The sequence below is a fragment of the Gemmatimonadota bacterium genome (genome assembly GCA_040388625.1).
GTDB lineage: Bacteria > Gemmatimonadota > Gemmatimonadetes > Gemmatimonadales > Gemmatimonadaceae > Fen-1247.
In genome coordinates, this window is record JAZKBK010000003.1 from 596,015 (window position 1) to 617,643 (window position 21,629).

Sequence of the window (21,629 nt, forward strand, 5' to 3'; positions counted from 1 at the left end):
CGTCAGTCGGACGGGGTGATCTGAAGTTGCGCGTCGTTCCCGTCCTTCGCTACCGCGCGTCCGACGATTATGGTGATGTTGTCCGTGCCACCGCCATCGAGCGCATCCTGCAGCAATCCTTCGCACGCCTCGCGCGCGGACGTCATTCCGCGAAGCCGCTCGGCGATCCGCGCGTCGGAAACGTGCTTGGTGAGACCATCGCTGCAGATGAGATGAATGTTCTCCCAACTTGCCGCGAGGCGTGTGACCACCGGTGCAGTCTGCTCGCCGCCCAGCGAACTGGAGAGCACGTTCGCCCAGGGCGACGCGAGTGCTACCGGGCGCGTCATCACTCCCTGGTCGATGAACTCCTGCGCCATCGTCTGATCACGCGTGATCTGCGTCAGCACGTTGTTCCGGAACAGGTAGTAACGTGAATCGCCAACCTGGAGCAGATAGATCCACGGCCACACGCCGATCCACAACGTCAGTGTCGTAGCCATTCCGCGCAGGTCGCTATCATCGCGCGCGCGCTGCAGCACCGCGTCGTGACTGGTTATTGCGGCCTTCTGCAGTACGTTCACAAAGTCCTCTGCCTGTGCGTCGGACTGGTAGTAGCAGAGCGCGCTGTGTATCACGTATTGCGTGACCGCTTCGAGCGCTATCCGACTGGCCTCCTCACCAGCGAGCTGTCCGCCCACCCCGTCGGCAACCATCGCGATGAAGCCGGCGCGCTCGTTGCTCGCACGAAGCTGCTCGGCTTCCGGAAGTGAAGTCGCCTTGATGTCGAGATGCTTGCGGAGGGACCCCAGCAGGAAATGATCTTCGTTAGTCTTGCGAACCTTGCCGGGGTGCGTCAGCCCCCATACATCGATCTCTTCATCGAGCGGCTTGCGCGGCGTGGACGACTCGTCATCATCTGCCACTTGCAGTTCACCAGGTATGAAGCTGTGAGTCAGGCCGGCAGCGCCGGGCGAGAGGGCCAAAATGCCGACAATGGCGAATATATGCCGGGTACCGACGGGTAGCTACCGCGAGTCCTGGGAGAGTCGGCCCTGGTTGCGCCTCTTCACGCGCACGTAGTGCCGATGGGCCTTTTCGCGCGAGCCGCACGTTTCCATGCTGCACCAGCGGCGGAGGCCGTTGCGGCTGCGATCCACGTAAACCCAGCCGCAATCCTTGCCGGCGCACACACGCACCGAGTCGGCAGAATCCGACGCCAGCACATGTGTTGCATTCCAGATGATCGGCCACTCGATGCAGTCCAGTCTGTCACCCATTCCGCTCCAGTAGAACCGCGCGCGTCCGCGCTCGGCACCAATGCGTCGATGCTGGAGGGCGTCAGAAAGCCGACCGCCAAGCGCGGTAACGGAACTGTTGAACGCATCGCTGACGCGCGCTCGTCCGTGCGCTCGAGCGGTCGCGTTGAAGGCACCGTGAAGGATTCCGCGCAACTCACGCGCGCTGGCCAGCGCGCGATCGGCCTCGTCCCTGTCGCGACGCGCGCGACTGCGTAGCTTCCGCGCAACGCGCGCATCGACAACTCCCGCCTGCACGGCCCACCTAACGAGCGATTCGTAGTCGGACAGCAGATCCACGAGCAACTCGTCGCCATTCCACTCCGCAGTGTTCACGAAGTCGAGGCTCGGTTCTCCACCTATGAGCCTGAATCCGGGCGGCTCACCTTTTCGCGGCGCTGGACTGCCAGTCATGACTGGAATATATAACCGGTATAACCGCCTTGACAGGTGTGAGAGGCAGGCGATAGTATACGACCAGTTAGATCGGCCAAACAGGTAAGAATCCGTTACTGCCAGGGAAGTATTCGAATGACCGTTGCCGCTCGGAAAGAGGATGCGCCTGCACGCCCCGCACACAATGTCGAGGCCGCCGGCAGTTCCGGGCGCGGCATGGCCTACCTGGCGCTCGCCGCAGCCGGCTGCTCGTGGGGGACGGGTTTCTACTTCGCCAAGGTCGCGCTCACGGAGATGGGCGTCGGCCACATGCTGGTGTACCGCTTCGCGTTCGGATGCCTTGGCTTGCTGCCGGTCGCGTTCCGCATTCGCGCGCTCCCGCGAGCGTCCGACGTCCCGTTCTTTTTCGTAGCGGCCGCACTCTACATACCGATCCAGTTTCTGGTGCAGTTCGAAGGGCTCGCACGCACTACTGCCTCGCACGCATCGTTGATGGTGGGCACACTCCCCCTGACACTTGCGATAGCCGCGGTCATATTCACGAAAGAGCGCCTCGATCGTGTCGGATGGTCGATGATAGTCGTCTCGACGATCGGCGCGATACTCATCGTGCTCACGGCACATGAGGCGAACGGCGCCGCCGGTGGACCAAGCCTGATCGGCGACCTGCTCGTGCTCGGCTCGCTGTTCGCGGGCGTCGCATGGGTGCTGGTCACGCAACGCGTGATGCACGCGGGGCACGGCTACTCCGCGGTCGCGATGACTGTTTACGTGGTTTTTCTGGGCAGCGCGATGCTATTCCTGTGGGTGTTCGTCGCCGATGGCCCGCCTCCCGTGCATCTCTCCACGCACGTATGGCTGGCGCTCGCGGCCCAGGGATTCCTCGCGACGACCGCGGCAACACTGCTCTGGAACTGGGGCCTCAGGAGAGTACCGGCGGCCCGGGCCGGCATCTTCGTCAATTTCGAGCCGGTAGTGGGGTCGATACTCGGCGTCACGCTGCTAGGCGAGTCGCTGGGACCGGTTGCGATCTTCGGGGGCCTTCTGATCGTCGGTGCGGCCACCATATTCTCACTGAGAAAACCGGCCACACACGAGGCTCGGAGCAGGGTCGCGTAAGGCTACGCCATCCTCGGCATCGGGTGCGGCTTCAACGACGTATTCATTGCGTCCCTTCCAGCCACCGCAACGATCATGTACAAGCTTGCATCATTCAGTCTGACACGACAATTCAGTACGGTCGCACTGTTGTCCGCATGCGTCCTGGCTCCAACAGCGCAGTTGACCGCGCAACGCGTTGAAGTCTCCTTTCCCTCGAGCGTGCACGCGACGCCGATCACCGGACGCCTCATCCTCATCGTCGCGCGCGACTCCGCTCGGGAGCCGCGTTTCCGTGCGGGCAGCTATGGTGGAACGCAGCCATTCTTCGGACTGGACGTTTCCGCACTCGCTCCCGGAGCGAGCGCAACGATCGACGCGTCGACGGCCGGATATCCATTCACACTCGCACAGCTTCCTGCCGGAGATTACTACGTACAGGCGGTGATGAACGTGTACACACAGTTCCATCGTGCGGATGGACACGTCATCTGGGGGCATATGGACCAGTGGGAGGGACAGCACTGGAACACGTCGCCCGGAAATCTCGTGAGCAATGTGCAACGCGTGCACGTCGACGCTGCCAATCCAATGAACCTCAAGCTGTCGCTCTCGCGCGTGCTTCCACCTGTAACGATGCCCGTGGACACAAAGTGGGTCAAGCACGTAAAGATCCAGAGTAAACTGCTCTCCACGTTCTGGGGCCAGCCGATATTCATCGGCGCGACGATCCTTCTTCCCAAGGATTACGACAGTCATCCCAACGCGCACTATCCCGCGATCTATCAGCAGGACCACTTCTCGCTCGCGCCGGCATTTGGATTCACGACCGACAGCGGTGCAAACTACGCAGCAGAGCGTACAATGCTCAAGGCGCGCACGGATGGTCGCGAGCCCGGATTTGATTTCTACAAGTCGTGGAACTCGAGCAACTTCCCGCGCATGATCGGCGTCAAGTTCCAGCATCCGACGATGTACTACGATGATTCGTACGCGGTCAATTCACAGAACAACGGCCCGTACGGCGATGCGCTGCTCACCGAGTTGATCCCGTACATCGAGTCGCACTTCCGCGCGATCCCAAAACCCTACGCGCGCGTGCTCACCGGTGGCTCGACGGGCGGATGGGAATCGATCGCGCTCCAGGTACTGCATCCGGATTTCTTCAACGGAACGTGGACGCTGTATCCCGACCCGGTTGACTTCAGCCGCCTGCAACTGGTGGATGCGTATGCCGACACGAGCGCCTTCGTCGAGAACGAAAATCCAATCGTTGTGACGCCACGCTATATGAGTCGCTCATCCGAAGGCCAGCCTCAAACGACGCAGCGCGACCTGAGCAAGATCGAGTCGGTGCTGGGCAGCCACGAGCGCTCCGGCCAGCAGTTCAATGCATGGGACGCGGCATGGGGACCCGTCGGCGCCGACGGATATCCGCGCCCGCTGTGGAACAAGACCACCGGCACGATCGATCGCTCGGTCGCAACATACTGGCGCGACCATTTCGACCTGCGCTACATCCTGTCGAAGGACTGGGCGACCATCGGTCCCAAGCTGCAGGGCAAGCTTCACGTGTACGTCGGCGACATGGACAACTACTATCTGAACCTCGCCGTCTATCGCCTCAACGACTTTCTCCCATCGACTTCGTCACCCAGGTCAGACGCGGTATTCCAGTACGGCCGCCCGATGAAGGGCCACGGCTGGCAGCCGATGAGCGACGCCGAGATGGTCCGCATGATGTCGAAGCGCATCACGGAATCGGCACCGAAGGGCGCGGATGTGACGTCGTGGAAGTACTGAAGGGGTAAAGGGAAATGAAAAACGGGGTCAGAGTCATATTTTCGCGAAGGCGTGAAAAACGGGGTCAGAGTCATATTTTCGCGAAGGCGGAAAATATGACTCTGACCCCGTTTTCAGTTTTCACGCTGCCACGTCGACGTGTTTCATGTTCGGCAGGAAACCCGTGAGCAGTCCAACGGCTGGCAGGTACGAGCAGACCTTGTACACAAAGTCGATGCTCGTGTGATCGGCGAGCTGGCCCAGGAATGCTGCGCCAATCCCGCCAACACCGAACGCGAGGCCAAAGAACAGACCGGAGATCATTCCCACCTTTCCCGGCACCAATTCCTGCGCGAACACGATGATCGCTGAAAATGCCGATGCGAGCACGAGACCAATCACCACGCTCAGGATCTCGGTCCAGAACAGATTTGCGTACGGCAGCAGCAGCGTGAACGGAAGCACGCCAAGTATGGAGCACCAGATCACGAGCTTCCGGCCGTACCGGTCACCGATCGGGCCGCCGATGATCGTGCCGGCGGCAACGGCGCCGAGAAACACGAACAGGTGGATCTGCGAGCTCTGCACCGATACGTGGAACTTGTTGATCAGGTAGAACGCGTAGTAGCTGGTGAGACTCGCGAGATAGAAATACTTGGAGAACAGCAACGCCATGAGGATGGCCAGCGCGAACCGCACTTTCCCACGCGACAGCGTGACGTGATCAGCAGTGACTTTCCCCCGTACCGGCGAGACAACCGATCGATTTGCGCTGTACCAGGTGCCGACGTTCCACAGTACGATGATTCCGATGAGCGCCGCGGCGGAGAACCACGCAATGCTCGACTGTCCGAACGGAAGGACTATGAACGCAGCGAGCAGTGGCCCGATGGCAGAGCCGGCATTTCCGCCGACCTGAAACATCGACTGCGCAAATCCATGCCGCCCACCGGACGCCATGCGCGCGACACGCGACGATTCCGGATGAAACACCGACGAGCCGACGCCGACCAGCGATGCCGCGACCAGCAGCGCGGGAAAACTCGCGGCTCTCGACAACAGCAGCAGACCGAGCAAGGTGAAGCTCATGCCGGCGACGAGCGAGTAGGGCTGCGGCCGATGATCGGTGTACAGGCCAACCAGTGGCTGCAGCATCGACGCAGTCATCTGATATGCAAGCGTGATGAGTCCGATCTGCGCGAAGTTGAGCCTGTAGCTCGTCTTCAGCATCGGGTAGATCGCCGGCAGGAGCGACTGCATCATGTCGTTCAGCAGATGACAGAATGCAATCGCTCCCAGGACCTTGATGGCCGCGCCGGTGGTCGCGCCAATTTCCCTGCTCCTGGTCGCCAATCAGTTCTCGCGTGTCGTCAATCAGTTCACCAGCAATATCGCGAGATGCATGGCCACAAGGGCAGTCTCTCTGATGCCCGATCCTACCGTCTGCCCTGCAGGACTGCGATTCCGGAGCTTATAGTGACGACGAGCAGCATGATCGAAACCAGAATCGTCCCGATCCCTATCGATACATGCGACGTCAGCGCTGCGTTTCTTCCAGCATCGTGGCCGACGGTCAGTATCGCGAGCGGAATCATCACGACGCCTATCAGGCCGAGCAACGCGTCTGCCACCAGCGCTCGGCTCTCACGCAGAGCCAGCGACGCCGCTACGCCGACGATCGGAACCAGGAACAACACCAGCGCGAAGATGTTCAAACCGAAATCCGTCTTGGTCAGGAAGAGCAGTGTTTCGGGCTCTCCCGAGCCGGCGAGTGACAGACGCACGAACGGAAAGAGAAGCATGAACGCGAGTGTGACGGCGAATATCGTACCGGCGACGGGTGGCACCATCGCATGAAAATGCCTCGGCCGGTTGGAACCTGCGTATTCCACGACTACCTCCTTGACTGTGGACCTCTCGAATCATCGTGCATCGGGCGTGCTCGCGCTAGCGGAGAAGTACACAACAAAGCAAAAAGGGCGGCCATCACTGGCCGCCCCGAATCGTTACGCCGTCGACGGTTCGTTACCAGCCAGTCGGCGACCAGCCGCTCGCGAAGAGACCGGTGCTCTGCAACCATGGCATCTCCGCCAGGGCACCATCGCCAGCCAGCTCACCGAAGCTCCGCACAGGGATGAACGGATCCGGAATCGCCGCGGCCAGAAATTGTGCTGTCGCCGGATCGGCGACGGGTGCCGGGCTGATGGTGATCGAAACGCACTGGGTTCCGTCGGCTGCGGTCACCACCGGAAGCCGAATCGTGGTACGCTCGCCCGGCGCGAGCGCCGGTATCGTCGCCTGTCTGGCCAGACTGAGATGGTCACGCGGTGCGACCGAAACCATCGAAACAGGGGCCGCGATCGTTCCACGGTTCTCGATCACCAGAGTGACCACGTCCGATGCAGCGTGCGCGGCCTCCGAGGGCATTACCGCCGACACTATCGCCAGTGAGTAGTCGCCACAGTCGGGAGTGCAGTTTCGCGCAGAGGAGTTGGCTGGGGAGCTGGCAGAGCGCGTCTGCGTGGATCGATCGGGCGATGCCGGCTGCGCGGACACACGAACCGCAGAGGCGGAGCGCCGGACGTTTCGTTGGGCAAGGAGCTGTGAAGGTGCCAGTAGCGAGGCGATGGCCAATGCAACGCCCAACGGCGATCCAAAAGTGCGCATACAATACCGGGGTTGAAGTCTTCCCTGGTAAGTGTCGGCTGGATCGGTCACGACTTGACCAGCGTCCCTCCATGGGAATACTTCGCCATCGTGCAAGGAGCTTCTGGCACATTACAAGCAGCATTTTCTCGGCCATGACAAAATCCACAGCAGCGATCTGTATCCTTGCGACAGCACTCGGTGCGTGCAGTCGCAGCGCCGTGCAAAAGGAGGATACCTCCGCCGGAGCACCGCCAACTCAGTCCGGAAGCGCACAGACCATGGCCGCAACAACGCAACAACCAACAGGGAGCAGTGCAATGACGTTCAAACTCACGTCGTCCGCGTTCGTGGAGGGCGGCAACATTCCCACCAAGTACACCTGCTCGGGCGAGGATACATCACCACCGCTCGCATGGTCCGACGCTCCGGCGGGAACGCGCAGCTTCGCTCTCATTGTAGATGATCCCGACGCACCGGATCCAGCCGCGCCCAAGATGACCTACGTGCACTGGGTGGCGTACAACATCCCGCCCGCGACGACCATGCTCGCTGAAGGAGCCGGCAAGGGTGCGATGCCCGCGGGAACCGGCAAGGGCTACAACGACTGGAAAAAACCTGAATACGGCGGCCCATGCCCTCCGATCGGACGGCACCGCTACTTCTTCAAGCTGAGCGCGCTCGACACGACACTCGATCTCTCACACCCGACCAAGGCCGACCTGGAGGCCGCGATGAAGGGCCACGTGCTCGGCACCGCTCAAGTGATGGGTACCTACCAGAAGGCCAAGTAGCAGCGACCTCGCGAAGATGTGACAACTCGCGTAACAGCTCGTGTAACGCGAGTGCAACAGCTCTGGATCGTGGCGGTCCGGCGCTCTCTGCGCGACATTATACCGCCATGCACACGATCTCATTCGCAACGAGCGCGGCGCGACGTATCCTCCGCGCCGCGCTCGTGCTGGCTCCGTTAGCGATCGCTCCGCTCGCAACAGCTCACGCACAGCACGCAGACACGACAGCGCTGCGACACGTGCTGGACTCCATCGCCGACGCGCACCATGGCACGGTGGGCTACAGCGTGATCGACCTCGACGACGGTGATCGCATCTCGCGACGTGGCGACGAAACTTTCCCTACCGCATCGCTAATCAAGGTCGGAATACTCGTCACGCTCTACGATCAGGTAGCGAAGGGCAACATATCGCTCGATGACCTCGTCACCGTTCTCAAGATCGATCAGGTGCCGGGGTCGGGAATCGTGCAGTTCCTCCACAACGGAACCGAGCTATCGATCCACGACGCGGCGTGGCTGATGATCACGCTGAGTGACAATACTGCGACCAATCTCATCCTCGATCGCATCGCCATACGCCCCATGTGGGACAAGATGGAATCACTCGGCCTGCATCACACCAAGGTGCATGCGAAGGTGTTCAAGCGAAACACAAGCGTCGCGATGGACAGCTCCGTCAAGTACGGACTTGGTGTCACGACACCGAACGAGATGGCGCACCTCTTCGAGCTCATGGCCGCCGGCAAGGCTGTGAATCCGCAGGCCGACTCGGCGATGCTCTACATACTCGAGCACAACGAGGACCAGACTCTGCTGCAGCGCTACCTCGATGGCGTGCGCGCCGCTCACAAGACGGGAGCGGACGACGCCATCCGCACCGAATGCTCGCTGTTCTACCTCCGGCATCGCGTGGTCGCGTGCGTGTTGACCAAGGACAACAAGGACACTCGCTGGATACTGGACAGCGAGCCTCAATTGACGATGGGTCGCATGGGCTACGCGATATTCCAGGCCTGAGGACCGGCTCCGCGCCCGCCTGCGGCAAAATGATTCCACCGGCAGGTTTCCACGATCACATATAGGACGTACTCGCGTCTAGATTTACCCGCACGATGTCATCAGATCAGCCACAATCCACGCCGTCCGCCTGCCCGCGCTGCTCAGCGCCGGGCACGGGCCGCTTCTGCACCGAATGCGGCGCACCGCTCAACAGCGCTCCGTGCGCCTCGTGCGGTCAGCCACTAACTCCAGGCTCGAAGTTCTGCCACCACTGCGGCGCCATAGCCGGCGCGGCCGCCGCTCCAGCTGCGACCGGCGGCGGAGCGACCCTGGCCAACACGCTTCCCTGGGCAGTTGCCGCTATCGCCTTTCTCACGCTCTTCGCGATGCTCGCGAGCCGAGGATTCAACGCCAAGCGCGGATCCTCCGTGGACGCGCCGATGAACGCGCTGCCCAACCCCACGGTCGACGCCGGTCCGGCCGGCGCGATGGGCGGCGGGGATCCATCCGCTGCCCCGTTCGCGGGCGCCGCTGGCGCAGCAGGTGGCGCTCGCGCCCCGGACATCTCGCAGCTTTCCCCGACCGATATCGCCAACCGGCTATTTGATCGCGTTATGCGACTAAATGATCAGGGGAAGGCCGACTCGGTCGCCTTCTTCGCCCCGATGGCGGTGCAGGCCTATCAGATGGTGGAGCAGGAGCAGGGTCATCCGCTCGACGCCGACCAGCGCTTCGACGTCGGACGCATTGGCGAGGTCGCCGGCGCGCTGCAGATCGCGAAGGCCCAGGCGGACACGATTCTACAGCAGCACCCGGATCATCTGCTGGGCCTGCTGCTGGCGGCGCAGGCTGCCAAGCTGTCGGGCAACACTGCTGCGCTCAACCAGTACAAGGCCACGTTCGAGCGGGTCAAGGCGCGGGAGCTTGCCAAGAATCTGCCGGAGTACAAGCGACACAAGGCAGACATCGACGCCGGCGTGTAAGGCCCGCCCCCAAACGCATAACACTCACTAAATGACGACGATCCACCTCGCCCACTCGCCCGACTCGGATGACGCATTCATGTTCTACGCACTCGCGTCGGGCAAGATCGAGACTGATGGCATCAAGTACGTGCACGAGCTGCAGGACATAGAATCGCTGAACCAGCGGGCGCGCCGAGCGGAGTTGGAGGTTACGGCCGTGTCGATTCATGCGTATGCGTATCTGTCCGATGCCTACGCGTTGCTCCCGCACGGCGCCTCCATGGGCGACCGCTACGGGCCCAAGCTCGTAGCCCGGACGCCGATGACGCGCGAGGAAACCATCGGCAAGCGCATCGCCATTCCCGGGCCGCTCACCTCGGCATATCTCGCACTCAGGCTTTACCAGCCCGATTTCATCCCGGTCCCGACACATTTCGACAAGATCGAGCAGGCGGTGCTGGGCGGCGATGTCGACGCCGGCTTGCTGATTCACGAAGGGCAGCTAACGTATGCCGATGACGGACTGCATCTTGTCGCAGACATGGGCGAGTGGTGGTTCCAGGAGACCGGCCTTCCGCTTCCACTGGGCGGAAACGTCGTGCGCAAGGACCTTGGGCCGGAGCTGATAGCGAGGGTTTCGCGGCATCTGAAACAGAGCATTGCCTATGGCCTCGATAACCGGAAGGCAGCGCTGGACCACTCGATGACGTACGCCCGTGGGCTCGAGCGCGACAAGGCGGACGAGTTTGTCGGCATGTATGTGAACGACTGGACACTTGACTATGGCCCGCGGGGACGCGAGGCTGTTAAACTGCTCCTTGACCGTGGCGTGAAAGCGGGTATCATCACGCGCGACGTACAAGTCGAATTCGCGGACTGATCGCCTGCACGTAATCGGCACGCATGGTAGTTGCGACGAATAATTGAGATCCTGATCGAAGTGCAATGTCGCGTGTATAGAAGGCACGCGACGTGCAACGCGCGACAGAGACATCTGAAATCCCCAGACAGGAGAGGGCAATGCCCAGCAGAGACGAGGTGCCAGAGACGTTCCGCTTCGCGGACGACGATGACGACGACCTCGGCGGATACGGTGGAGGCAGTCGGAGCCGCCGTTCACGTTACGACGAAGACGATGATGACGAAGGCGGCTGGAGCATAAACAGCGACAACAGCGACCAGCTCTGGGATAGCGCAGAAGACATCGACGAGGATGACGAGGACGCCGTCGAGGGCGAAGCGGGTGTCGAGGACGAAGAGCCGGATCTGTTTCCCACGAGCGCTGCCCAGAACATGGGGATCGAGGACATCGACGACGATGAAACCGGTCCACTCGTGCGCGCTCCGGGGCGCCGCGGCCGTCCGAAAGGCTCGGGCAAGAAGAACACTTCTTCCGGCGGCAGCTCGATCTTCGAATCGCTGGACTCGTCGCTCAGCATCCCGCCCAAGACCCCGATCGTCGACGACGACATCGAGGAGCTCGAAGACGAGCTGGATGATCTGGATGACGTCGATATCGACGAGGTAATCATCATCGAGCCGATTGCACCCAAGTCGGCCGCAAAGAGCGCCGGCAAGGCGACGCCAGCCAAGTCGGCGACCAAGTCCGGGGGGAAGCCGGCACCGAAGCCAGCTGTGAAGCCAGCTGCGAAGCCGGCGGCGAAAACTGCGGCGAAAACGGCTCACAAGGCAGCGAAATCAGCTCACAAGACCGCTGCCAAACCCGCGGCGAAAAAGGCGGCAAAGCCTGCTGCAAAGTCGCATTCGAAGGCCGCTTCCAAGCCCGCCCCGAAGAAGACCGTTGCCAAGAAGGCCGCTACAAAGAAGACATCAGGCGCACACAAGGCCGCCAGTAAGACGACAGCGCGGAAGTCTTCGACTCATAAGGCTGCGGCGCGCAAATCGGCGCCGGCGGCAAGGAAGTCGGGAAAGACTTCCGCTAAAAAGAGCGCCAGTCACAAGACGACTCATAAAGCCGGCCGCTCCTCCAGCCGGTCCGCGGGGCGCTCGCGGCGCTGATTTCGATCGGATTCGTTACACAGGTAGCGATCGACGAGAAGGCCCCTTCGGGGGCCTTCTTCGTATCATTCATTCGTACGATTCGGCATTTTCAACCTCATCCGCGCGGCCCGGTATGTGCCAGCGGTAGAGGGACAGACACTTCGACGACGCTCCGACCATGGCTCGACACCGCATTGAACCTCATCGTCACGACGACGATGGTGACGAATTGAGCAACGACGACGGCTCTTCCTTCTTGCGCAGGTTGCTGGTATCGGGCGGCGCGCTACTCGGTGCCGCGGCGGCCTACAACGCGTACGCCAAGCGCGGCGTCGACAGGATTCCGAATTTCATAGGTGGCGAGGAAGGCGGCTGGAGCTGGCGCGGCCGGCGGATATCGTTCACAAAGCGGGGCGAGGGGCCGGCGCTGCTGCTGATCCATGGAATTCATGCGGCGGCCTGGTCTTTCGAGTGGCGCCACAACGTCGATTACCTGGCCCGCGATCACACGGTCTACACGATCGACCTGCTCGGCTTCGGCCGGTCCGACCGGCCCGCGATCCGCTACACCTCGCGCACGTACATCGCTCTAATATCCGACTTTGTCGCCCAGGTAATTGGCGGACCGTGCATCCTGGTAGCAAACTCGCTCAGCGCAGCCTATGCGATAATACTGGGAGCGCGTGACCCGCACCGTTTCCCGGAGCTGGTGCTGATCCAGCCGACCGGACTGACGCGTCTCAACGGTGCACCAGGTGTGGGCGGCGACGCTGGCCGCATGGCGATCGATACGCCGGTGGTGGGAACGGCTGCGTTCAACGCCCTCGTATCGCGGCGCAGCCTCAGGCATTTTCTGGAAGAGGCCTATGCGGATAACACGCTCGTGACCGACGAGCTGGTCGCCACCAGCTATGACGTCTCGCATCAGCGCGGGGCTCGACATGCGCCGGCGGCGTTCATCGCGGGCCATCTCAACATCGACGTGCGGCGAGCGCTCCGACGCCTGCATCAGCCGGCGCTGTTATTTTGGGGCGAGGAGGCGCAGATCGCGCCTGTGGAAGAGATCCGGGGATTCAGAACGCTCAAGCCGGATTTCGACGTCCACATCCTCTCGCCAGCCGGCGATCTACCGCAGGACGAGCGTCCAGACGATTTTAACGTTATCCTATCCACATGGCTGAATCGCCGGTTGCCCTCCTCCGCGCCCACGCACGACACGCTCCCTGGAATGCCAGAGGGCTCGCCGCTCACGCCGCCAGTCTTGTAGACTCGGCAGGCATTCGTCCGACCAATGCGTCGGCACGTGCAGCGCCGTCCGCGCGATCGGTTCGTTTCTACGTTTCGGCGGGATTGATCGATCGCCCGCAAGGTACCGGCACGGCAGCAACGTATCATTACCGGCATCTGCTGCAGCTACTGACCGTCAAGATCAGACAGCGCGAAGGTCAATCGCTGGATGCGATCAAGAAGGAAGTTCTGACACTCACGGGCGACGTGCTCGAGAAGCGCGTGGCGGGATCACTCGAACCAGCACTACTCGTTCGCGCCGATGAAGTCGTGATGCAGGGCGACGAACCGGCGACGTGGCGCCGAGTGCTGGTCGCGGATGGTATCGAGCTGCACGTGCGGGAAGATTCCGGCGCTGCGGACGACGATGTCGTGATGGCGATGAGAGAAGCGGTGCGCGCTGCGATCGGAAGGAACGGTACGCGCGCGTAGGGCGCGGATATATCCGCGCCTGGCCCCTTCGCGCGCAATCGGAATCGGATCACGCGACGACGGCTTTCTCCTCCCGATTCCACACCGTAACAATGAAGCCGATCAGAATTATCACACCGCCCGCGAGCGTGGTCCATCTCGGAATTTCGTGAATCCCGGGCAATAGCGCTGCGAGTATCGTTGCGCCGACGGGTTCGCCGAGCATCGTGAGGTTGACGATGTAGGCAGGCAGATGCTCCAGGGCCCAGTTCATTCCCGTATGACCGAGCAGCATTGGCCCGAGTGCGAGCGCGACGAAGATCATGAGATCGCGCGGTGGCTGAGGCGCGACGTGTATTCCCGTGACGCCGGCTATGCACAGCAGTGTTACGAGGGCCGCGCTGTACACCAGTGCAACGTACGACCATGCGCCCAGCCGCGAGCGCAATCTGCGTCCGACGACCATGTACAGCGCAGCCGCAAGCGCGGCACCCACGGAGAGCGCGTTCCCCAGCAGCGGGTTCGGTGTTGCAACCGTCGCGGCGCCATTCATGAAATCCGGCACGGTTATCGAGATAGCGCCGAGCGTGGCGATGGTCAGACCGACAATCTGCCGCCGGCTCGGCGCTTCGTGCGCGATGAAGATCGACAGGATCGCGACGAAGCCGGGCTGAAGACTCGTCACCAGCGTAGTGGACGCTGCAATTGTCGTGAGATGAAGCGAGGCATTCCAGGACCAGAAATGCAGCGCCAGCACCGCGCCCGCGCCAACGGCGAGGAACCATTCGAAGCGCTCGAGCCGCGCGAACTGTCGCCACTCGCCGGTCGCCGCAAGCAACACGCCGATCACGACGAGCGAGAACGCGATGCGCCCAATGGCAATCGCCAGTGGATCGGCGGATGACAGTCGCGTGAGCGGTCCCGCAACGGAAATACCGAGCAGCGATGCACCCAGCACCCAGCCGGGCGTAATTCGCGGTCCGGTGCGCTCGGCGATCGTGGCGTTAGTCGGGCGATCCATGCGCCAAGATAACAGCACAACGGGCACTCGTGCTGCTCGGTGACTCAAAGAGATTGCGATCGAACCACATCGCAGATATTTCCGCAACGGCGCGACTCGACGCGGCGAAGAGAGTCATGCATGAGCAGCTGGCGGCGATTTGCATTCAGCCTGTCATTGCTTGCCCCGCGGGTGTCTGACCGCTACTCTCTCCGAACGTGGATACGCTTCGCAGTTTCAACACGCCCGCATGGGGCGAAGACCTTTCGTCCGTCTCGTTCCCGAAATTCGAAGGCGACACGGAAACGGATGTGTGCGTCGTGGGGCTCGGTGGCTCCGGGTTGTCGTGCATCCACGAGCTGCTCCGACTTGGACAGCGCGTCGTCGGTCTCGATGCGAACTCCGTCGGCGGCGGTGCCGCGGGACGTAACGGCGGCTTTCTACTCGCCGGTCTCTCCGCCTTCTACCACGACGCCGTCGCTGCGCTCGGCGATGCACGCGCGCGGCGCATCTATCAGCTCACGCTCGACGAGATGGACCGCATCGCTGAGGACGCTCCTCAAACCGTACGACGTTGCGGCTCACTGCGGCTCGCGAGCTCTGACGCAGAAGAGGGTGATTGCGCTCTGCAACTGGCCGCAATGCGCGCCGACGGACTTGCAGTCACGCCATATGCTGGTCCCGACGGACGCGGTCTCCTCTTTCCCGCGGATGGTTCGTTCAATCCGCTCGCGCGCTGTCGCACTCTCGCACAACGTGCAGTGGAACTCGGCGCCACGCTGCACGAACAGTCGCGCGCAGTATCACTCGGCAACGGCGAGGTGCGCACGAGCGACGGCCGCGTGCGCTGCAAGCATGTCATCGTTGCCGTGGACGGACATCTCGAGCTGCTGCTCCCGGAGCTTGCAGGGCGCGTGCGTACCGCGCGATTGCAGATGCTCGGCACCGACCCTGCACCGGACGTCGACATTCCGCGTCCTGTGTACAGCCGATGGGGCTACGACTACTGGCAGCAGCTGCAGGATGGCCGCATCGTGATCGGCGGGTGCCGGGACAGATTCGTTGAAGATGAATGGACGACCGACACCGATCCGACGAGCGAAGTGCAGCAGTGCATCGAGCGCGTCCTGCGCGATACTGTCGGCGTGACGCAGCAAGTACGACACAGATGGGCCGCCGCTGTTTCGTACTCGTCAGGAATCCTGCCTGTGATGGAGCAGGTGCGACAGGGAGTGTGGGCGATCGGTGGCTACAGCGGAACGGGAAATGTGATCGGGGCGTTGTACGGGCGAATGGTCGCGCAGATAGCGGTCACGGGACAGTCCGACCTGCTTTCCGCGCTGGCACCGAACGCGTAATCAGTTCCAGCACAGTCGTCATCTTCGCGTGCAAACGGGATGACGAGGTACTACATCAGATACCGCGCGCCTCGCTCTCCGCGTAAATGCCCGGCGAGCACTCGGCGTGCTTCCGCGGCTTCGTCTTCCGACAGCCAATCCGCGGCGACGATCCGTTTCCCTCTTCCCTCCACCGCGAGCGCAACACGACCCGCGCGCATCACGAGCAACGCACCGGAACCGCGCGGCCGCGAGAGCGGATCGCGATCGATTCCCTCGAGCGCGAGGGTGTACGGATTGGCGGGATCGCTCGACGCGATGACCACGAACGGAGGTTCCTGCGCATCCGAGCCCGCTACTTCGCGCAGCCGCTCGACGGCATCCGGCAACGCGAATTGCGCACCGGCGAGTCCGCGCACGAAGTAACCCCGACGAACCTCGCCGCGAAATTCCAGTCGCTTGAGCTCGTCGTAGATCGTGCGCCACGACACGGGCGGGCGCTCGCGACGCCACCAGTCGCGCGACACGACTCCGTATCGCTCCAGCCATTTGCGCGCGATCGCAGCTGCACGCTCATCCGCATCGAGAGGGCGGCCAAGTACGCCGGGCTTGTTCACCAGCGACCAGCGTCCGGTCCACGCGGACACTCCGCCGGAACGACCGGGCCGATCAGGGCGCGTCCATTTCGGGAGACGGCGCAGATTTGGGCGACGCTGTCGTACCTGGCGGTCTGTCCCGTCGAAGAAACTCGTCGGAAGCCAGCGATCGGGATCATACGCGGCGTTTGGCATGATGGGCTTCCATCGCAGCACCTGCCGCATCGCTTCAGCGGTGTCGTTGGTGACGAGACCGAGCGCCGACAGCTCGCGCAATGCTTCGCGCAGCGATAACGGCGAGATCGAAATCGTCGCCTGCAGATCGGTAATGAAGGACGCGCCTTCCTGAACTATCGCGTCGTACACGGTGCGCGCATTTGCACTCAGCTCGGCGATCACCGATTCGTCGGGAGGTTGCAGCCACACGCCGCCCCGACCACGCTCGACGAATCGCATCCGCGCCAAAGCAACGACTTCCGCGTCGCCATCGCGGTTCCCCTCCCCGATCCATACGGGCTCACCACCCGACATCCACTCGGCGAGCCACGCGTAATTGTAATCGCGAACGCGCGACTTGAGATAATCGCGCTCCCACGCCACTGCGGGACGCGCGAGTCCGTAAAGCTGGCGCAGCGCGGTCTCCACGCCACCTGTACCATCGAGCTGGTCCCGTGGATCCACATGCTGCCAGCGTGAGAGAAATGCAGCGAACGCTGGCATCTCCACGGCCGCGATCTGCTTGCGCAGCGCAGCGAGTGCCCGGCGACGTGCAATCTCCGCGGTGCGACGAGAGAGATACTCGACGCCGCTCACCTCCGGCCGGAAGCGACCAACGACAACGCGCCCGCGCTTGCGCCATTCGTCCATTATCGCCTCGATCCAGCGCACCGGCCATCCGTACCGCTCGTGGATCTCGCCAACGGTGACAGGGCCGGCGAGCGCTACATACCTGGCGAGAAGACCACGCCGGCCGCCTTCTCCGGGACCATAGTCCGATGCGCGCGCTGGATCCGTGCTCGTCTCGAGCGCGTTCTTTCGGCGCTCCACTATCTCCCACAGCGCTTTCAGTGTCTCGTCGTCATGCTCGACGTTGCCCATCACTTCGTCCAGCATCGCGCGATCGAGCGACAGGAGCGCGGCTCTCTGCTCGGCGCGCGGAGTATCGTCGCCGTAGAGCCAGTCCATGACGAAGCCGAACTGAAGGCTGGCCGCGAACGGTGACGGCTTGTCGGTCTCCACAACGTGTACCGCGATGCGTTTGTCTTCCAACGCGCGCAGAACATCCTTCAGCGACTCGATGTCGAATGCGTCCTGCAGGACTTCGCGATACGTCTCGACCAGGATCGGGAAGCTCGGGAACTCGCGCACGGTCTGCAACAGGTCCAGCGCCTTGAGCCGTTGCAGCCAGAGCGGCATGCGCTTGTTCGGCATTCCGCGCGGCAACAGCAGTGCACGGCCCGCGTTCATGCGGAACCGCGCACCGAACAGCGATGACGCGCCGACCTCCTCCATCACCAGTTGTTCAGCTTCCGCGGCGGTCATTCCCATGAGCGCGTGAACCGGCGGCGGCGATCCGAGATCCGGCATACGGAGCATGATGCCGTCGTCCGTAGTCTGAACCTGAACGTCCACACCGCCCAGTGATTCGCGAGCACGGTGAGCCAGAGCCATTGCCCACGGCGCATTCACCCTTCCGCCAAACGTCGCGTGGATCACGACGCGCACCGAGCCCGTCTCATCGCGAAAGTGCTCAATGACGATGGTGCGATCGTCCGGTACGACGCCAGTCGAGAGACGTTGCATGTCGACGTACTTGCGCAACGTGTCGATCGTCGCCTCATCGCATGCGTAACGCTCGGTGAGCTCATCGTCGCTCACACCTGCGACCAGCTCGCGGCGCAGCTGGCCCACTCGCGCGCTGAGTGCCACGGATCGCGCCGAGTATTCGCCGTGCCAGAACGGCATCCGCGCCGGCGCGCCAGGCGCTGGCGTCACCACCACGCGATCGTGGCCTATTTCCGCGATGCGCCACGTGGTGGATCCCAACTGGAAGACGTCGCCGACGCGCGACTCGTGCACGAATTCCTCGTCCAGCTCGCCGAGCCTGGTGCGGTCCGCGAGATTCACCGTGTAGAGACCGCGGTCCGGGATTGTGCCGCCGGATATCACCGCCGTCATCCTGCTCGCGCGTGAACCCGTAAGCCTGTTCGTCGCACGATCGAACGAGATGCGCGCCTCCAGCTCCGCCGCGACTTCGGACGGGTACTTGCCGGACAGCATCGCGACGACCTCGTCGTATGGCGCGCGCGGAAGTGCGTTGTACGGATACGAACGCCGGATGAGGGCGTACAGCTCGTCCGCATCCCAGTCATCCACGGATACCGCCGCGACGATCACCTGCGCCAGTACGTCGAGCGCATTCTGAATTACGCGCGTGGGCTCGACCTCGCCTGCGCGCATCGCCGAGACTATTGCGGCGGTCTCCATCGCATCATCGCGAAAGGTCGGGACAAAGACGCCGCGGCTCGCAACGCCCAGTGTGTGTCCCGCGCGTCCTACGCGTTGCAGCGCCGCTGAGACGCGCTTGGGGGATTGAAGCTGGATCACGAGATCCACGCTGCCGATGTCGATGCCCAGCTCGAGCGAGCTGGTGGTAATGAGCGCGCGCAGCTCGCCTGCCTTGAGACGCTGTTCCAGTCCGAGGCGTCTTTCGCGGGCGATGGAGCCGTGATATGGTTGCGCGATCTCTTCTTCCGCCAGCGTGTTTACGCGTGCCGCGATGCGCTCCGCCTGCGCGCGATTGTTCACGAAGACGAGTGTCGTGCGTGCGTTGCGTGTTTCGTTCAGCACGAGCTGCGCAACCGAAGGCCACACGCTGCCATCGACCCTGGCGAGGTCCGGGACCGGAGATTGCACCGACAGCTGCAGCTCCTTGGCGAGTCCGCAATCCACGACCGAGACCTTGCGATCGGCGCCGCCGAGGAAGCGAGCTACTTCGTCGAGGGGGCGTTGCGTAGCCGACAGACCTATTCGCTGTGGACCTTCCGAACTGGGAGTGAGCTGAACCAGCCGTTCCATCGTAACGGCCAGATGTGCTCCACGCTTCGTTCCTGCGACAGCGTGAATCTCGTCGAGAATCACCGTGCGCGTCGATGCGAACCTCCCGCGTCCGCGCAGCGAAGTCAGCATGATGTTGAGCGATTCAGGCGTCGTTATGAGAATGTGGGGCGATTTGCGGATCATGCGCTGGCGCTGGCTGGCCGGCGTATCGCCGGTGCGCACTGCCACGCGTATCTCGGGAAAGGCGAGGCCGGCCTGCTCGAATCTCCTGCGCAGCTCGGCGAGTGGCCGCTCGAGATTGCGCTGGATGTCGTTGTTGAGCGCCTTGAGAGGTGACACGTACAGCAGATGCACACCGTTCGCGAGCGGCGCCGCGAGCCCCTCGACGATGAGCGCGTTCAGCTCCCACAGAAAGGCGGCGAGCGTCTTTCCAGTTCCGGTCGGTGCGAGGATCAAAGTGTGGTCGCCGCTCGCGATTACCGGCCATCCCTGAATCTGTGGCGGCGATGGTGCACCGAGAGTTTCGGTGAACCATTCGCGGACTATGGGATGGAAGTCAGCGAGAGGATCTACAGAACGCGCCACAACTTCTCCGCCCCCCACTCGATCGTCCTCTCGTACAGCGACCGGTGCTCCCACTCGGGCAGCTTTATCTCCTTGGAGTACTTGAGATCGTCCATGAAGACCGAATCCATCTCGGTGCCGAAGTCGGCGCCGAGCACGTTGAGATTGGACTCGTTGTTGAACGCAAGCGAGCGGTTGTCGAAGTTCATGGAGCCGACGGATGACCACAATCCATCCGCAACGATCGTCTTGGAGTGTATCATCGTCGGAGTGTACTCGTAGATGTGCACACCGCCGCGCAACATCTGCTCATAATATGCCCGCCCTGCGAACACCGTGGTTTTCACATCGCTTCTGTCGCCAGCGGTGATCACACGCACATCGACTCCTCGCTTGACAGCATCGATCAGCATCGTGCGGAATTCCGCGTCCGGCACGAAGTACGAATTGGTTATGTAGAGAGTCTTCTGTGCGCTCGCGATGGTCAGTGCGAGAAAACGCTCTGCGATCGTGCTGCCGACCGCCGGAGTGGTGTACATCAATCCGGCGACCGTATTGCCTACCGGCTCGAAGATAGCGGGCGGGAAGAACGTATCGCCGGTGAGCAGCATTCCCGTAGCCTCGGCCCATCCCGCGGCGAATGCAGCCTGGAGGGCAGCGACAGCCGGCCCCTCGAAGCGCACGTTCGACTCGCGCCACTGGTTCTCGTGATGGCCGTCACCCTGCCAGTAATCGGCGAGACCAAAGCCGCCCGTGTACGCGATGTGACCGTCGATCACCACCGCGCGCACGTGCGAGCGCGTTGCCGCGCGATTGAGTGTGTACCACCGGATACTCCGCAGCCACGCAACGCGTGCACCCGCGGCACGCAGCTTCTCGACGAAATCGGTCTTGCGCAGCGGACCGGATCCAAACGCGTCGAGCAGTACCAGCACGCGGACTCCTGCACGCGCACGCTCTATCAGACGATCCCTCATCTCATCCGCGACCTTGCCAGGCTCGGAGTAATACATCTGCACCGTGAGCGTGTGCTTCGCAGATGATATGTCGTTCCATAATCGCGGATACGTCCCGTCACCGTTCAGGCAGAGCGTAACCGCATTACCGCGCGAGAAGTGGGTGCTGGTGTACAGCTCCATCGCTTCCGCGAAGAGCGAATCGCCTACCACGGGCGGTCGATCGGCGGTGCCTGGAGCTATCACCGTGCGCACTGGCGTACCATGCGTTACCGACAGAACGCCAATCAGCACCAATGCGAGAACGACGACAGTGACCGCTATCTCGCCGGCGTACGTCAGAAGTGCTATCAATGATCCGTCACTCGGCTTGTGAATGGTCTGGTCTCCGGTTGCTCGACGCCACAGGTTCGCCATTCCCCTATTCACTTCCCGTTCCACTTCCCTCTTCCAAGCGT

Annotated in this window: 19 protein-coding genes and 1 pseudogene; 11 read left to right on the plus strand and 9 right to left on the minus strand. The window is 62.5% G+C overall.

The annotated features are described in order from the left end of the window. Positions 1-2: 2 nt before the first annotated feature. Together V4529_08315 and V4529_08320 are read right to left on the minus strand one after the other, a co-directional pair. Entirely contained in the window at positions 3-905 is a 903-nt protein-coding gene (locus V4529_08315; GenBank protein ID MES2358337.1) for a protein phosphatase 2C domain-containing protein, read from the minus strand. Between the two features lie 102 nt (positions 906-1,007). Beyond that, complete coding sequence (locus V4529_08320) at positions 1,008-1,691, minus strand: CGNR zinc finger domain-containing protein (GenBank protein MES2358338.1); 684 nt, start codon at positions 1,689-1,691, stop codon at positions 1,008-1,010. A 117-nt stretch (positions 1,692-1,808) separates the two neighbouring features. On the opposite strand from V4529_08320, the gene V4529_08325 reads away from it, so the two are divergent. Next, positions 1,809-2,792 carry an EamA family transporter gene (locus V4529_08325; protein MES2358339.1) on the plus strand — a complete coding sequence of 328 codons (984 nt, stop codon included), beginning with the start codon at positions 1,809-1,811 and terminating at the stop codon, positions 2,790-2,792. A 75-nt stretch (positions 2,793-2,867) separates the two neighbouring features. Beyond that, complete coding sequence (locus V4529_08330; GenBank protein ID MES2358340.1) at positions 2,868-4,574, plus strand: alpha/beta hydrolase-fold protein; 1,707 nt, start codon at positions 2,868-2,870, stop codon at positions 4,572-4,574. A 120-nt stretch (positions 4,575-4,694) separates the two neighbouring features. On the opposite strand, the gene V4529_08335 is transcribed toward V4529_08330, so the two are convergent. From V4529_08335 to V4529_08345, 3 genes are all read right to left on the minus strand, one after another. Then, positions 4,695-5,906 carry an MFS transporter gene (locus V4529_08335; GenBank protein ID MES2358341.1) on the minus strand — a complete coding sequence of 404 codons (1,212 nt, stop codon included), beginning with the start codon at positions 5,904-5,906 and terminating at the stop codon, positions 4,695-4,697. A gap of 83 nt (positions 5,907-5,989) precedes the next feature. Then, positions 5,990-6,445 (minus strand): hypothetical protein, encoded by a 456-nt coding sequence (locus tag V4529_08340; GenBank protein ID MES2358342.1) that lies wholly within the window; start codon positions 6,443-6,445, stop codon positions 5,990-5,992. 133 nt (positions 6,446-6,578) lie between these two features. After that, positions 6,579-7,220, minus strand: coding sequence for a CARDB domain-containing protein (locus V4529_08345; protein ID MES2358343.1), 642 nt, complete (start codon positions 7,218-7,220; stop codon positions 6,579-6,581). A gap of 299 nt (positions 7,221-7,519) precedes the next feature. Here V4529_08345 and V4529_08350 point away from each other — a divergent pair, with 299 nt between their 5' ends. The 3 genes and pseudogenes from V4529_08350 (at position 7,520) to V4529_08360 (ending at position 9,212) form a co-directional block, all read left to right on the plus strand. Beyond that, a complete protein-coding gene (locus V4529_08350) occupies positions 7,520-7,993 on the plus strand; it encodes a YbhB/YbcL family Raf kinase inhibitor-like protein (protein ID MES2358344.1) in 474 nt (157 codons plus the stop codon). 107 nt (positions 7,994-8,100) lie between these two features. Then, on the plus strand, positions 8,101-9,012 hold the full coding sequence (locus V4529_08355; GenBank protein MES2358345.1) for a serine hydrolase: 912 nt from the start codon (positions 8,101-8,103) through the stop codon (positions 9,010-9,012). Positions 9,013-9,107: 95 nt separating this feature from the next. Beyond that, a pseudogene (locus tag V4529_08360) lies at positions 9,108-9,212 on the plus strand (hypothetical protein). A gap of 17 nt (positions 9,213-9,229) precedes the next feature. Here the strand turns inward: V4529_08360 and V4529_08365 are convergent. Continuing rightward, a complete protein-coding gene (locus tag V4529_08365) occupies positions 9,230-9,409 on the minus strand; it encodes a hypothetical protein (protein ID MES2358346.1) in 180 nt (59 codons plus the stop codon). Between the two features lie 13 nt (positions 9,410-9,422). On the opposite strand from V4529_08365, the gene V4529_08370 reads away from it, so the two are divergent. The 5 genes from V4529_08370 to V4529_08390 all read left to right on the plus strand — a co-directional run bounded on the left by V4529_08370 (position 9,423) and on the right by V4529_08390 (position 13,679). Further along, positions 9,423-9,977 (plus strand): hypothetical protein, encoded by a 555-nt coding sequence (locus V4529_08370; GenBank protein ID MES2358347.1) that lies wholly within the window; start codon positions 9,423-9,425, stop codon positions 9,975-9,977. A 31-nt stretch (positions 9,978-10,008) separates the two neighbouring features. Further along, complete coding sequence (locus V4529_08375) at positions 10,009-10,839, plus strand: MqnA/MqnD/SBP family protein (protein ID MES2358348.1); 831 nt, start codon at positions 10,009-10,011, stop codon at positions 10,837-10,839. A gap of 140 nt (positions 10,840-10,979) precedes the next feature. After that, positions 10,980-11,978: a hypothetical protein gene (locus V4529_08380; protein MES2358349.1), complete on the plus strand. Its 999-nt coding sequence runs from the start codon at positions 10,980-10,982 to the stop codon at positions 11,976-11,978. Positions 11,979-12,189: 211 nt separating this feature from the next. Then, entirely contained in the window at positions 12,190-13,227 is a 1,038-nt protein-coding gene (locus V4529_08385; protein ID MES2358350.1) for an alpha/beta fold hydrolase, read from the plus strand. Then, the gene (locus V4529_08390; GenBank protein ID MES2358351.1) at positions 13,134-13,679 is read left to right on the plus strand and encodes a MerR family transcriptional regulator; all 546 of its coding nucleotides are present in this window, start codon (positions 13,134-13,136) and stop codon (positions 13,677-13,679) included. Before V4529_08385 ends, V4529_08390 begins: the two co-directional genes overlap by 94 nt. 49 nt (positions 13,680-13,728) lie before the next feature. Here the strand turns inward: V4529_08390 and V4529_08395 are convergent, their stop codons facing one another. Next, positions 13,729-14,679: a DMT family transporter gene (locus V4529_08395; GenBank protein ID MES2358352.1), complete on the minus strand. Its 951-nt coding sequence runs from the start codon at positions 14,677-14,679 to the stop codon at positions 13,729-13,731. A gap of 197 nt (positions 14,680-14,876) precedes the next feature. Between V4529_08395 and V4529_08400 the strand changes: the two genes are divergently transcribed. After that, the gene (locus V4529_08400) at positions 14,877-16,016 is read left to right on the plus strand and encodes an FAD-binding oxidoreductase (GenBank protein ID MES2358353.1); all 1,140 of its coding nucleotides are present in this window, start codon (positions 14,877-14,879) and stop codon (positions 16,014-16,016) included. 50 nt (positions 16,017-16,066) lie between these two features. On the opposite strand, the gene V4529_08405 is transcribed toward V4529_08400, so the two are convergent. After that, positions 16,067-20,236 carry a DEAD/DEAH box helicase gene (locus V4529_08405; GenBank protein MES2358354.1) on the minus strand — a complete coding sequence of 1,390 codons (4,170 nt, stop codon included), beginning with the start codon at positions 20,234-20,236 and terminating at the stop codon, positions 16,067-16,069. After that, positions 20,221-21,588, minus strand: coding sequence for a phospholipase D-like domain-containing protein (locus V4529_08410; protein ID MES2358355.1), 1,368 nt, complete (start codon positions 21,586-21,588; stop codon positions 20,221-20,223). Before V4529_08410 ends, V4529_08405 begins: the two co-directional genes overlap by 16 nt. Positions 21,589-21,629 lie beyond the last annotated feature (41 nt).